Here is a 13,752-nt window from a genome sequence, read left to right on the forward strand (position 1 = left end):
ATGAGTATAATGGGAGCAGCAATCGTAAAGGAAAAGCAGGAAGAAATCAACGATTTCTTAATAGGCTATTGGGAAAATGATATATGGAGTGCCGATTATTCAGCCTTTGATGAGTTTCGACAAACCATCTGGGATAAGACATATAAAAAAATTGATTTTTCTTGTTTTAAATCCAAGATTAAAGCTGAAATAAAGTTTTTTATTTTAAATCGTTTGAAGGTCGATGATGTACGTTTATATCAGACGGTAATTAAACGATATGCAGCATCATTCAAACACATTGCAGAGTTATTAAATCAGTTCTATCCCTATATCAAAAGTATTATTGATATAGATTTAAACAGAGCAATAATTCAACTTCGTTCTATGTTAGTTCAAAAAGGATTAAAAATTCGAGAGGATGGCTCACTTACCAAGTATGAAACCTTCTTAAAAGTGATTTATTTATTTTATAAAGATTATTATGATGAACGTGATGAGTTTGAAAAAGACATTTGGGATATCAGGAAAATAGCAAAGTCAAAAGTGGTTGAACATGAAGCACATTATCTATTAAATTTTACAGCTATTCCAAGCCCGTTTCGTAACATGATTAAACGTTACATCAAGTTTCGAATTCAGTATGTATCTCACGGACAAAGTTGCCTTGATATTCGTTCTATCAGTCTTTTTTTAAATTTTATATATGAAAAATATCCAAACTGGAATGATCTATCCTTATTATCTCGCAAGGATATGGAAAATTACCGAGACTGGCAGAGGATAGAACAAGAACTGCATCAAAAAGCACAACGGAATTATTTAATAACTCTACGAGTTTTTTTGGAAACCATAGAAAAATTACAATATATAGAATCTCCTAAAATACCAGCATCTTTACTATTATTTAAGGAAGATATTCCCCAACTTCCAAGACGTACTGAAAACGATATTAAATATATCCCGGAGGGAATCCTTCAACAATTAGAAAGCCATTTAGAGCACCTTACTCCTAAAGAATATATTCCCGTAGTAATATTACTTCGAGCAACTGGTTGGCGTATCTCTGATATTCTCACCCTTCATTATGATACCTGTTTAGAACAAACAGCACAGGGCTGGTATTTGTGTGGTGATATTATGAAAACACAAGTCTTAAATCATCGTGTACCTATTACAGACGATGTAGCAGCTATTGTACAAACAGTAATAGAGTGTATGAAGAAAAAAAGCAACCTGGACAATAATCCAAAAAAATTCTTATTTGTTCGGCTTTCTGGTAAACGAAAAGGTCGTCCGCCAGAATCTCGTAGAATTCAAAATAGTTTAAATAAGCTTGCCAAGTCGAAAAATATTATTGATGAGAAAGGAAACGTGTTCCATTTTAAGAGCCACGCCTTCAGGCATACTAAAGGAGTTGAATTGATTAATAATGGAATGAATATCTTACATGTCCAAAAATGGTTAGCCCATGCTTCACCGGAAATGACTCTTACCTATGCGAAAATATTAGATACAACACTAAGAAAATCATGGGAAGACGCTACAGCAAAAGGTTTATTTCGAATAAATGATTTTGGCAAACCAGTAAAAGTACATCCTTCGGATATTGAAAATGAAGATATAATTGAATGGGAATATATTCGTTCGAATTTAGATGCAGTCAGGATGCCACTGGGTTATTGTACAAAACCGATTAAACAGCCTTGCCCTACGCAATCCGATCCCTGTTTATCTTGTCGTAATTTATGTACAACTCCAGAGTTTGCAAGAGAATATGAACGTCAAATAAAAGATACAGAGGCCGTTATAGAACGTGGGAAGACTATAAATCGTCCTGTATGGATAGAAAAGAATCAGGAGAAATTAGAGCGTTTAAAACCAATATATGAACTTCTAATACAAGGTAAAATTCATCATAAAGCTGGAAAAAAGGGACGAGAATATGATCGAGAGGAATTTAGTGTATATGGCCACAAATAACTATAAAAATACCAAAGGTATTAAAGACTTCTCAAAACTCAAAAGTGAATTAACTTTAACTAAAGTCAATCAAGCTATTCAAATGTTAATAAAAAATAAAGAAAAAATTAATTTTAATAGCGTTTCAACGACAGCCGGAGTATCAAAATCATACCTATATAATCATTTAGATATCCGTGAACGTATAAATAAACTTCGTGAGCAACAACAAGGCCTATCTTCTCCTAAGCAAGTTAAACGCGAAATAACCGATACCAATAAAGATATATTACTCGCCGCTAAAAACAAACGTATTAAACAATTGGAGGACGAAAATAAAAAATTAAAAGAAGAAATGATGCGCCTACGAGGTAAGATTTATGAAGGATAATTTACCTTACGTTGAATATATGTATTCAACGTAAGGACCCTATCAAATTAGGGTTTAAATTTTCTTAGTTAAGATAACGTGTAAAAATAAGTCATAGGATTACTTTTATTTCCAACTCAATTTTATTCAACTTATAAGAGGGATTATTTCTACTATCGGATGAGTGTTTTGTGAATAAATTACACAATTACCGAAAAAATTATATATGGGATTAACCATACTTACCTATCAACTGAGGATAGAAACGTATGTTAAATCAAGCTTTCTTTATAGCAAATATTTGTTTCACTTGCTATCTTTCACTGATGTAATTTTCAAGTCAAGCTTGTACAGCTTATTTTAAAACTTTTATGCTTTTAAATGTATTCCATCACCTACCTCATTAAATATTCGGCGATTTCTGTTTTCCAAAATTCTATAGGGTGTTCATGGGCATTCGTGTTATGAAGACTCTCTCTAGTATATCTAATCGAAATATCTATATCTTTATGGACTAAAAATTTAACTATATTGAGATCCACTTTTTTGGCAGCTACTCGTAACCAGATCCCAAAAGAAGTCTTTGTATTTATAATCTTGGTATCATTACCAATTAATTATTTTACGTTATTAATATTACCAATTTAAATTACATTTCTTATTTCTCTATTTACATTTTTTTATCCGAAATAACCTCTCCTTAAATGCATTTATCATTAATTGGTCAACCTTCTAAATCTGACGAATCATTTCCCTTTTTATGTAAATTGAAGGTTTTTTTAAGTGAACACGAAAAAAAAGACCTCTCAAAATCGCTTACAAACCGCTTTGGTAGATTTGGTAATATAATTTGATTTAAAAATAAAAAAGCTTCTTATAATCAAAAATAGACCCGTTAAAAGAACTTCGTTATTTTAACGGGTCTATTTTTGTTGAATATTCTATTCTTCTATATCTTCTTTTACTTCTGCGGTTAAAATGTCTTCAGCAAACTTCTTGTAGCCATTATACCCTTTCTTTTCGGCCTTTTTCTTTATCGCTCCCAATACCTTTTCATCAAGGTATAGACTTAAATGCTGCTTTTTTTCTTTCGACTCCTCTTTTGATCTATTTTCAATTCTTTCTTTGAAAATTTCCAAATCGGATTTTAAGTACAATCGTTCAGTAGATTTCCCCTTAGCAATCTCTTTAAAGGGCAATATCCCATCTTTAGCCGCATTATGAACGTAAGTCTTAGACTTATTTAGAAATTCAGCTGCTTCTTTTAATGTTAAAGAGTCTCTGTATAATTCCTCTAACCTTTTTACATCTTCTTGCTCAAAACGATATCCGCCATCTGCTTTCCAGGTAGCCAGATTGATAGGTTCGATCTGTTTATACTTAATTAAATAGCCTAATTGATTTTTTGTTAAACCTACCCTATCGTAGTCCATTTCTCACCTCATCCGAAACTCTCACTCTAGCTGTTGTTTGAATTTTCTTAGTTGATACTTTGTTAAACCTGTTTCTTTTACTACATCTGTGATTGAGTACTCCTTATACTGCAAATACTTAAATGGATTTTCCATATAACGTTCTCGTACCTTATTAAAGGTACTCTTTTTCGACAAAAAATTCAATTACTCTCCTTTCTCTCGTATGGAATTGAAAATGGGACAACCTTTACAATGTTTGTAGTTTCTCTGTTAGGTTCTGGTGCCAAAATAGTGGGATATGAAAGGAGAGTAAAAGTTTCCTAACAGGATGGAACGTTATGCTGTTAAACCAAAGCGTTCATTAATTAGATATATTTGCCTTTGGACAGACTTCTCCCCTTGGAGAGTTTGTCCTTTTTTGACCATATGCATAGCTTCTATTCCAGCAATCATTTTTGTAGCTGTATGCAATGATTTCAATCCGAGCATATTCCGAATCCGTTTTTTGATAAACCGGTGGTCTTGTTCAATGATATTGTTTAAATATTGCTTTACACAAAGTGGCATACCTTGTGGTATGCACTGTTCGTTTTTTAGTTCCCTTATCGCAACAGGATAGGCTTTATCTCCGTCCGCAGTTATAGAATGAGGTCCTGTGGCATAGCAGCTTTGGCATCGCGTTTACTACTCAAATAAAAATAAATTGTGTTTTCTTCGGAATCAATCGCACGATATAAGTACATGTTTTCTCCTTTGATTTTGATGTAGGTTTCATCTACTCTCCAAGAGTCATTCGTTCGTTTCAAATGTTTTCGAATATGCTCATTTAATTCAGGTCCATATTGATGAAACCATCGCATAATAGTTGTATGAACCAAGGATAATCCTCTTTCTTCCATCATTTCCACCAAATCACGAAGACTGAGGTTGTACCGTAGGTAACAACGTACTGCTAATACAATGATATCAGGCTGATAATGTTTCTATTTGAATATATTTTCTTTTTCCATACTGATCACCCACTTTTTTAAGTAGTAGTACCAGTATGGTCAAGTTTGAAAGACCATTTTCAAATCGTTTAGCTTTTCCCTTTCTATGATTGTAGCGGTTTTATTTTAGGCTAGTTCAATACCACCGAAATAAGTAGCCAGGGGCTTTTTGTTTTCTCTCTCAATTGCGACATGAAGCACCTTATATTCCCATTTTTTGTTTTCGATACCGTTTTGTATTTTTTAAAGACTTTGTTGATGGTAGTTTTGTGCTTATTTGCTAATGTTCTTGCGAGAGAGAGTTCCATACCATAACTCGTTTTACGTTATGGAGTTGATGAGCATTGTAGGCAAGCAGATAATATTAGGAAAATCCTCTAAATTCTGCTTGAAACTGGCTAACAATATCATAATCAGAGTTTGTAGTTCTTTCTTTTCTGTCGATAGGTTGTCCTTTTGCCATATATTCGCTCATCTTAGCCTTCATTTTGTCCTCTGGTACCCTTAGTCCAATTACCCCATTAATTATTCTTTGACCACGTCAATCATGATGTGTATTGCAATGTAAAAATCAAAGTTTAAACAAAGAAAACAGTTTTATAAACAATCTAATTGGAAGTATAAGTAAGTACCTGACCTATTTTTACACGTTATCTTAATTAAGAAAATTAAAAAACGAATTTAAAAGGGCCCTTACGTTGAATACATGTACTCAACGTAAGGGCGGATTATGTAAAATGACAATAAAGTTATTTAATTTTTAATGTGAAATACTTCACTGCACTTAAAAATACAACAATAAAGTCGTTTAGATCTAAGTGTTATTGCACAATCGCGCCCTATTGTTGAATATTATAATTGTTTTTTTATTACCTTGATGCCGATGTGGCGGGGTCCCATCGCTATCAAGGTAAGTAGTTCATTGTTCCCCAAAAAGAAAAGACGTTATTTTCTCTGTATATTTCTACAGAGAGAATAACGTTTTTCATAGCTTTTTCTATTCATAATAAACTCCAATTTCTATGGATGTTTTTATAAGCAGTTCAACTTGGTTTCAAGCCAACGCCTTATTTTAAACACTGACCTTATTGACTACTTTAACTTCTGTAAGAAGGATGTCCCATGCTGTGGAGCTCTCACATTAAAATATTCGGCTACTGTGGCTGCAACATCCGCCATTGTGTTTCGCTCACCAATCTCTCTATTCGATAATCCTTTGAGAGATATTAACAGAGGAACTCTTTCTCTTGTATGATTACTATGACCAATTGTCGGATCATTACCGTGGTCGGCCATTACAATCATGATATCATCTTCAGTTAGTAAGGGAAGAATTTCAGCTAATTTGCGATCACTTAACTCTAATCGTTCTGCATATCTCGCAGAATCTTCAGCATGTCCCGCTAAATCAGTTTCTTGAATGTTTAAAGCAATGAATCCATCTTTAATATCCTTAATTTCAGCGATTGTTTTGTTCCATAATGTTTCTGAATCCACACCTGGAAATACCCGTTTACTTTTCGTCTGTATAATATCAGCTACTTTTCCTAGTAAAGATACGGTAATACCCTCATAATCAAGAATTGTGGGTATCTGTACTTCTGGATCAATCCCATAACCTAAATGAATAACTTGATATCCATTATCGTAAACACCGGATTCTGGGGCATCTACTCCAGCAAACTTACCTTGCTTTATTTTTCTTGCCGATAATAAGTTATCTAGCTTAATATTCAGACCACCAAATGTAATTACTCTCGACACTTTGACTACTTCTCGTACTGTTTTTCCTAATTGAACGACTTCTTCAAAAGACATTAAATCGAAACAGGAAGAAACATTATATACTTGTCCTAAATCAGTTTCCAGATTATCACCAACAGTTGCACATTCATTTACAACGAGAATTTTTGGTTCATTCTTTTCTCCTACTTTTCTCACGAAATATCCGCTGACTTCTAAATGCTCTTTGACAACATCAATAATCTCATTAAAAGGTTGATTCAAAGGAATTTTCGGAGTTGTTCCCATGATTTCTTGATGACCTAAAAAGGAATCAGCGCCTTGATGAGCTAGGTTTGCTGTTCCCCAGACTGCTTCTGAAGAATAGTGAAGTAGTTCTGACTCTTTACCAATCGTATTCATTAAACCTAGCTTCTCTAATGTAGGTAATTGTACAGTTGGATGTTCATGAATAATATGCCAAGCTGTATTACTTCCCACATCATGAGGACGTACTTCCTTTGCATCATTCATATACCCAACACCTAAGCTATCCAATACGATTATTATGAATTTACCCAATTTACTCACCTTCTTAGTAGTTTCCCCTGGCTATCGTATATTCCAACTATTTCTGGTTTACCGCTTTGAATTCCTTTTACTACAGCAACCTCGCTTCTGGTTACAAACACTTGCGTTCTAAATGACATAATGGCAGTCAGGCCTATTGGCCATTGCTTTTCTAATTCCAAATAGTAATCAATACTTTCATTAGAAAAAAAACCAGACTTAGCCATTGAACGGGTCATTCCATCCGTCAGCAGAACTTGATCCAAATGTCCACGGCGATAATAGCCTCCACCAAAGATATAACTTTGACCATTGAATTGATGTGATACTTCACTTACATAAACCATGGCTGGTTTTTCCACTAAATTTTCAACCGCATGCAATGGTGTTGTTCCCGTCAAGGCATGTCCAGGTTCCCCTTGCGTACCTCCAATTTTTCTAATAAAAGGAATCGTATAGGAACAGGTTGCTGAAGGAACATTTAATTCCGTTAAGTCAAAGCCATTCTCTATAAGAAGTTTTTTTGCACAATTAATTGTTTGGACATTTTGAGTTTTCTTTAAGTCTAAATCATTACCTGAATACAAGAAACATGGAAAGGAAGTTATTCCTTTTATTTGCACATGCTTTAGTTCACGGAAATATGGTATTAAAGCTTCTAGCTCGTCTAATTTAAAGCCACCATATTGCCCTTCGTACAGTTCGTCATCATTACTTACAACCCGTAATAAAACATTCTGTATAATACCTATTTCATTAGCAACTGTTTCAATTTGTTTTAATTTATCTAGTGAATACACCGTAATATACTTTGTGCCGTAATGCATAACTTTCTTTAAAAGATGTTTCGGTATTTGTACAAGATGTCCAACATTTCCAAGTGGAATATCATTTTCCATCATGACTAACGCTTCTCTAAAGTCAACAACAACAGCATGCTTTATACCATTTTTAACTAAAGCCTTTGAAACATATGGATTACGCCCAAATTGCTTCGTCATAAAAAATAATTCAATACCATTTTCTTCTGCAGAAGAAACCATTTTTCTTGCATTTTCTTCAATCATATCTAAATCTAAAATATACGTATCTGGTAAAATAACGCCTTGTTGATGAAAAGAAACGGCCGCATCTATCAATTGTGGATTCCGTTCAATTACTTTTTTTAAAAACAAAAAGAACGCCTCCCCTATCGATTACTCAATAAAGTAATAATATGCAAGTATAAGAAATTAAGCTCATTTTCATGGAAAGAAATAGGTGATAGTTCCGCAATCTCTGCCCATTGCTGTTTGGCTTGTTTTGCATTAGGATCTAATTCAATTTGTTCGGCAACTAGGGAATCCATCGGATCAACCGCTTCCCCTTTTCTTTGTCTTTCAGTAGCCATGGCTAAATGAGTGATGAATCCATCTGCCTCATCATCTTCTTTAATGATATTATTATTTTTCAATAGACTTATAGTTGCTTGTGCATATCCATAAACAGATTCATCTATCGTGTTGGAATCCCGTAATACAACTAATTTTTCTTGAATCATGCTGGTACCCCTTTCTAATATCGCGGTGTCATTTTTCCTTCTTTAACTTGTTTTTGAATATCTAATAGTGTCACTATCGAAATATATTTCCTTATAATAGTTTCAATTAACTGATTACCATCTTGGCAAATAATAACCGCTTCTGTCATTCCCTCGAATTTTCTTGAAGTAGGAATGGCTTGATAGTTTATATCTTTATAATTCCGCTCGACTATTTCATCGTAGTTCCATACACCTGCATCAATCTGATTTTCTTGAAGTGCATATATTAATTGATTTGATGGCATTTCAACTAGCTCCACATTTTTCCCTTGAATTAAAAAGTTAGTTAGTTCTTGTTGGTCAAGAGAATCGTGGTCAATCCCTACTCTCATTCCATCTTCTAGTGTCGAAGCGTCATTGGCTAATAACAAAATGTGCTTAGATAAATAAGACCTATTTCCAAACTCCATCACAACCTTAATCTTTGCATCAGAATCGACTGCCTTCTCAGCTGCATACTTTGATACAACTGCGAAGTGATAAATTCCTTGTTCAACAGCCTGAATTCGATCCTCTGACCCTCTAATATACGCCATATTCAACTTAATGTTATAGCTTTTAAATGTTAAATATAAACCAGTTGCAAGGCCCTCATATAGCTTCGAGTATGGAAGTGGCATTGTCGCTGACAATTGATTGGCGAAAGCATAATCTTGCAGTATCGCATAATTTATATCTGTAATATACGTTCCTAAATGCCCTCTACTTTCTGTTTGAATGGCCTGATTTTCTTTCAAAAAAGCAATCGCATTCTGAACAGTTCCTCGAGAAATAGAGTATTCTTTTTGAAAATCACTAATAATCGGCATTCGGTCATGAATATTTAATGTTAATAGCTCTGCGGCAATTGCTCTAATAACAACGCCTCTTTTTTGATATAAATCATCTTTACCCATATAACTTTCTCCTTTTTTCTTATATATCTAAGTTTTTCACTCGTTTAATAGCTGTGTCTAATATACGTAGTACAGTTCCACTCCCCGAGCGATTTGGATTAATACGTATCATATTTTTCGATGCTTCTGGATTGGCAGCCCTAAATGTTCCCGATAGTCGGTAGAACAAAGGTGAGAATTCATACTTAGACTCCGCACCAACTGGATTAGGTAATCCACCTAATTTTTCCGCTTCTGTCAACACATCTGAAGCAATCGGCTCTTTTAATTCTACAATAATTACCTTTGATTGTGCGTTCGCAATATAAGCCTCTTTAACACCTGCAAGCTCTCCTTGATTTAATCGAGCACACACATCTTCTGAAACAGTTGCCGATATTGCTAATGATACAGGTGCATAAATCAATCCTCGTACAACATCAATCGCTTCAAATCCTTGTACTTGTAATCCACCAGAATAATTTTCTTTTCTAAGCTTTTCAATATAATTCTTATCACCTATTATACACCCAACACCTTCAGGACCTAAAAGCTTAAATGTAGAAAAACAAGCTAGAGACGCCCCTAATTCTGAGCCGATTTTTGGAACTTTAGCTACTGCATAATTGTCATCTGTAATAATTGGCAAACTAGGATTAATTTGTTTCATACATTGAATAACTTCACCAATATCGTAAGCGTCTTCAGGCTTTTGTCTTGTAAATTGAACCAGCGCCGCATCAATTTGATGCTCTTTTAAAATCTTTCTTACTTCATCGAGATTATTGAAATCTGCTTCAACTGTTTTTAAGCTCATCATCTCAATTGATGTCTTAGTAGTTGGGTAGATTGGAGCTTTATGAACAAGAAGCGTGTTCGTTGGTTTCATTACTGCATGTAAAGCTAAACGGATGGCCATTGTTCCAGCACCACGAACAAGCATGGCTGCCTCTGCTTCAAAGAAGTTCGCTAATACCTTTTCGACCTTATACGTTGTCTGTGGCTGATTTAACCCAGGAACAACTCCTAAATCTCCTCTTGTTAAGATTTCCGATCCTTTAAATTCTTTAGTAACTGAATCAACTAATTTAAACTGAAGCTGAATGGCTTCTTCAATAATTAAACTTTTTAACGGATAAGTTTTCATATGAATAACTTCCTTTACTTTTGTTAGATATAAAAGCGTTGTGGATTTTCAATCAGCATTTTATTAACAAATTCTCGAGAAATCCCTCCTGCTAAAATCATTGGGATAAACTTTTCCAATAAGAATGTATAACCTGGCCCACCTAGGTATTTCAATTGAGATTTACGAGTAATATCCATTGATAGAAATACTTTATCAGTAAGCCCTTCTGCTTCAATTGCTTTTAACATCTTCAGTCTTGTCCAATCTGGCATATAGTTTTCTTTACCGACTGTATCAAATTCTACATACACACCTTGTCTAAGGAGATGAAGAACATAATCAGTATCACCAGTTAAATCAACATGACCGATAACTACTTTTGACAAATCTACGTCTCTCTCCTTAAAGAATTCAACCTGCTCGTGTCCATACGTTCCGAGCGTACAATGTGTTGTAATTGGTACACCTGTTTCTTTATGAGCAATAACAGCTGCCTCAAATACTTTTCTTTCACGCTCTGTCATATGCCCTTTACTTGTGCCAATTTCACCGATGACACGTGCTTTTATATCCGTTTCATCGATTCCAACTGTAATTTCCTTAATCAGTATTTCAGCTAATTGTTCAATCGAATGCTTTGAGATATAATTAGGTAAAAACTTATCTTGATACCATCCTGTTGCTTGGACAATATTTATTCCAGAAGCTTCAGCAACTTTTCGTACATAATCAGGATTTCGTTTCATCCCTCTTACCGTTACATCGATAATATTTCGTACACCTAGTTGATACAATTCTTTAAATTCTTGAATTGTTTCTTCAAAACAGTTCAAATTACAATCGTCATTGTTTTTCAATCCTGATAAATCAATTGTTGTATGTTCATGAGCTAATGTAATTCCATTTACTAATGACATATTTTCATCTCCATCTATTTTATAAACCTGGTGGTGTCATTAATCCCAATAATACAAGTACGTTAGAGATGATTCCTACTAACAATGCTCCAATTGGTCCAATTGCTAAATCAACAAATTTTTTCTTAAATGTATTATTTAGTACGTATAATCCGACTACAAATAGTGCTCCCCATGCAGGTGCAATAGCACTTGCCGCGATTATACCGCCAACAAGTAAGGCAATTTCTAAAACTTTTGTAATAGCTGTTCTGATTTGATCCCCTGCATCACGCATACCTGGGAATTTATCTAAGAAGACCGAGAACTTCGTTAATAGCATTACTTCCATCGTCATCCAAATTCCGCCAAGTACAAATCCTAAAATAGGATTTCCAAAGCTAGCAGAAATCGAACCGATTACAAAAACCATCTTAATTCCAGCTGGTGAATACGTTCCTGTCGCAATACCTGTTGTAACAACTAACGGTATGAAACCAATAACACGAGAAAATTCAGTAAGAGCTGCTGAACTAAATTGCACTTCTTGATATAATGGAGCAGAAAGTGCTGATTCAGTAACAATTACTAAAGATGCAGCTAGTGCAATCAACGCTCCAGATAGAGAAAATAAATACCAATATTTTTTGATTTCTAATACTCTTGCTGCAAATAAGCTGGCTAATTGCACTTGAGAGTTATTTTTTTCTCTAGAATCTGTCATTGCGAAGTAGATCATAAATATCATACCTACCATCAATGCCATTGCATTCGCATTAATATCAATGTTATTACCGTTTGATAACGTAATTGTTCCAAACTTTGTCACTAAAACTTGTGTTAATACTACGAATGAAGCAGAGACTAAACCTTTTTTCCACCCATATTGAAGTGCCACTACGAATGCTGGAAAAATGGCAAATGCTAATAATACAATTGAAGATACTTTCCCTAAGTCTCCAAGAAAATTATAAGGTAGTAAATTAAACAGATCCTGAATAAAACCTAAACCTGCTCCCATTATTACACCATAAACCGCTCCAGCAATTCCGGCAATAACAGTTGATTTTTTCCCACCATCCGGTAAATAGCTTCCTAAAATATCTGTTCCTAACAATACAACGTGTATAATAATAACGCCACTCGCAATTGATTGTGGAATAAAACCAACTATATATCCAATCCCAAAAGCTAACGCTGTTGTTCCAAGGGCCGATCTATTTACCCTTTTTTCCTTATATTCTAAAGTGATTGGACGTAGTGCATCATTGAAAACGGCAATGTTCTTGTTAGACATAATGGTAGTTACGGCACAAAGCGCCGCCATTACTAACATATTAATAATCACTTCTATTCCCCCTTATTTAAAAGGCATTCCATTAAGTTCGAAATAATAAACTCCATATCCTGTGGAGTAAATCCAAAAGCAACTTTTCCTTCTGCAACACTAGCTTTTATTTCATCAACAGATAAAGTCTTTCCTGGCATACCTAAACTCACACATTTATCTCCACCTAATAAGGCAATCGCCATTGCTAAAGCTCCGCCTCCACCTGTATTGCAAGCGCCCACATAATAATCAACAGCGCCGCTTTTAATAGCCATTGCTGCATCTAAATCACTTTTCACTTCCCATGTAAAAGCACCGTTTGCATATTTCTCAACTAAAGAACCCAATTCTGTTTTTGCTACTTGACCACCGATTACAATTTTCTTCATTATTATTCCTCCATTTCCCGTTTTTCAATATACATTATTTTGTATATTGAATATTTATTAACTCTTGTGATTACATTTTCATTATAGAGCTGAACTTTTTTTATTGCAAGCGTTTTCTTTAAGAAGTCAAAAATATTATATTTGATTGTTATATACATTTCCAACATTCCCTTATTGTTACATAACAGAAAAATGTATTATTTTATTCCTGATCTAAAATAACTGTAGTTCTTCTGTAAGAACTCCTAGAACGTTTAGAGTGTCATCTATATGGGCAAGTGATTAGCATCCTTTTTTATTCCTCTACAATCTGGCCCTTTAACGGAATAACATAACTGGCGTTTTTTGTATGAATCTATCGCTTCAAAATGAGTTTTATTTATTCGCTGAAGAACTACAGAAACACCTATCTCCACATGTTCTTCAACAACTCGCACAGGAGACAGGATTTGTAAAACGAAAAAGCAAGTATGGAGCACGAGATTTATCTGCATTATGTATTTGGATCAGTCAACAGGTTCTGTTGCAAGGATTCTTAGTAGAT

Annotated in this window: 11 protein-coding genes and 4 pseudogenes; 3 read left to right on the top strand and 12 right to left on the bottom strand. The window is 34.4% G+C overall.

The genetic code is table 11. The annotated features are described in order from the left end of the window. Together MHB52_RS35330 and MHB52_RS35335 are read left to right on the top strand one after the other, a co-directional pair. Window positions 1–1,962, top strand: coding sequence for a tyrosine-type recombinase/integrase (locus MHB52_RS35330; protein WP_061664311.1), 1,962 nt, complete (start codon window positions 1–3; stop codon window positions 1,960–1,962). Further along, window positions 1,949–2,332 (top strand): DUF6262 family protein, encoded by a 384-nt coding sequence (locus MHB52_RS35335; protein WP_000224740.1) that lies wholly within the window; start codon window positions 1,949–1,951, stop codon window positions 2,330–2,332. Before MHB52_RS35330 ends, MHB52_RS35335 begins: the two co-directional genes overlap by 14 nt. Window positions 2,333–3,252: 920 nt before the next feature. Here MHB52_RS35335 and MHB52_RS35345 read toward each other — a convergent pair. The 12 genes and pseudogenes from MHB52_RS35345 to MHB52_RS35400 form a co-directional block, all read right to left on the bottom strand. Continuing rightward, on the bottom strand, window positions 3,253–3,744 hold the full coding sequence (locus tag MHB52_RS35345; RefSeq protein ID WP_061663110.1) for a helix-turn-helix domain-containing protein: 492 nt from the start codon (window positions 3,742–3,744) through the stop codon (window positions 3,253–3,255). A gap of 21 nt (window positions 3,745–3,765) precedes the next feature. Continuing rightward, window positions 3,766–3,996 (bottom strand): annotated as a pseudogene (locus MHB52_RS35350) (hypothetical protein); the annotation flags it as partial. 66 nt (window positions 3,997–4,062) lie between these two features. After that, window positions 4,063–4,691: pseudogene (locus MHB52_RS35355) on the bottom strand (IS6 family transposase). Window positions 4,692–4,844: 153 nt separating this feature from the next. After that, window positions 4,845–5,283: pseudogene (locus MHB52_RS35360) on the bottom strand (group II intron reverse transcriptase/maturase); the annotation flags it as partial. A gap of 524 nt (window positions 5,284–5,807) precedes the next feature. Beyond that, complete coding sequence (locus MHB52_RS35365; RefSeq protein WP_253703303.1) at window positions 5,808–7,028, bottom strand: phosphopentomutase; 1,221 nt, start codon at window positions 7,026–7,028, stop codon at window positions 5,808–5,810. Next, window positions 7,025–8,182, bottom strand: a complete 1,158-nt coding sequence (locus MHB52_RS35370; protein ID WP_061663112.1) for a YhfX family PLP-dependent enzyme — start codon at window positions 8,180–8,182, stop codon at window positions 7,025–7,027. The genes MHB52_RS35365 and MHB52_RS35370 overlap by 4 nt, the downstream gene beginning before the upstream one ends. Before the next feature lie 14 nt (window positions 8,183–8,196). After that, on the bottom strand, window positions 8,197–8,547 hold the full coding sequence (locus MHB52_RS35375; RefSeq protein WP_061663113.1) for a PRD domain-containing protein: 351 nt from the start codon (window positions 8,545–8,547) through the stop codon (window positions 8,197–8,199). A gap of 14 nt (window positions 8,548–8,561) precedes the next feature. Continuing rightward, window positions 8,562–9,485, bottom strand: a complete 924-nt coding sequence (gene yhfZ, locus MHB52_RS35380; RefSeq protein ID WP_061663114.1) for a GntR family transcriptional regulator YhfZ — start codon at window positions 9,483–9,485, stop codon at window positions 8,562–8,564. 19 nt (window positions 9,486–9,504) lie between these two features. Continuing rightward, complete coding sequence (locus MHB52_RS35385; RefSeq protein WP_061663115.1) at window positions 9,505–10,611, bottom strand: aminotransferase class V-fold PLP-dependent enzyme; 1,107 nt, start codon at window positions 10,609–10,611, stop codon at window positions 9,505–9,507. 23 nt (window positions 10,612–10,634) lie between these two features. Continuing rightward, a complete protein-coding gene (locus MHB52_RS35390) occupies window positions 10,635–11,510 on the bottom strand; it encodes a phosphotriesterase family protein (protein ID WP_061663116.1) in 876 nt (291 codons plus the stop codon). A gap of 19 nt (window positions 11,511–11,529) precedes the next feature. Beyond that, complete coding sequence (locus MHB52_RS35395; RefSeq protein ID WP_061663117.1) at window positions 11,530–12,837, bottom strand: YhfT family protein; 1,308 nt, start codon at window positions 12,835–12,837, stop codon at window positions 11,530–11,532. Between the two features lie 2 nt (window positions 12,838–12,839). Further along, a complete protein-coding gene (locus tag MHB52_RS35400) occupies window positions 12,840–13,208 on the bottom strand; it encodes a DUF2620 domain-containing protein (RefSeq protein WP_061663118.1) in 369 nt (122 codons plus the stop codon). Window positions 13,209–13,557: 349 nt separating this feature from the next. Here MHB52_RS35400 and MHB52_RS35405 point away from each other — a divergent pair. Then, window positions 13,558–13,728 (top strand): annotated as a pseudogene (locus MHB52_RS35405) (IS4 family transposase); the annotation flags it as partial. Between the last annotated feature and the right edge of the window lie 24 nt (window positions 13,729–13,752).

Source organism: Bacillus sp. FSL K6-0073 (assembly GCF_038006085.1).
Lineage (GTDB): Bacteria > Bacillota > Bacilli > Bacillales > Bacillaceae_G > Bacillus_A > Bacillus_A cereus.

What these genes read in the sequence shown, in the direction of transcription:
- MHB52_RS35390 (WP_061663116.1), bottom strand. Translation starts at nt 11,510, where the DNA reads ATGTCATTAGTAAATGGAATTACATTAGCTCATGAACATACAACAATT.
- MHB52_RS35385 (WP_061663115.1), bottom strand. Translation starts at nt 10,611, where the DNA reads ATGAAAACTTATCCGTTAAAAAGTTTAATTATTGAAGAAGCCATTCAG.
- MHB52_RS35345 (WP_061663110.1), bottom strand. Translation starts at nt 3,744, where the DNA reads ATGGACTACGATAGGGTAGGTTTAACAAAAAATCAATTAGGCTATTTA.
- MHB52_RS35400 (WP_061663118.1), bottom strand. Translation starts at nt 13,208, where the DNA reads ATGAAGAAAATTGTAATCGGTGGTCAAGTAGCAAAAACAGAATTGGGT.
- MHB52_RS35375 (WP_061663113.1), bottom strand. Translation starts at nt 8,547, where the DNA reads ATGATTCAAGAAAAATTAGTTGTATTACGGGATTCCAACACGATAGAT.
- MHB52_RS35330 (WP_061664311.1), top strand. Translation starts at nt 1, where the DNA reads ATGAGTATAATGGGAGCAGCAATCGTAAAGGAAAAGCAGGAAGAAATC.
- yhfZ (WP_061663114.1), bottom strand. Translation starts at nt 9,485, where the DNA reads ATGGGTAAAGATGATTTATATCAAAAAAGAGGCGTTGTTATTAGAGCA.
- MHB52_RS35335 (WP_000224740.1), top strand. Translation starts at nt 1,949, where the DNA reads ATGGCCACAAATAACTATAAAAATACCAAAGGTATTAAAGACTTCTCA.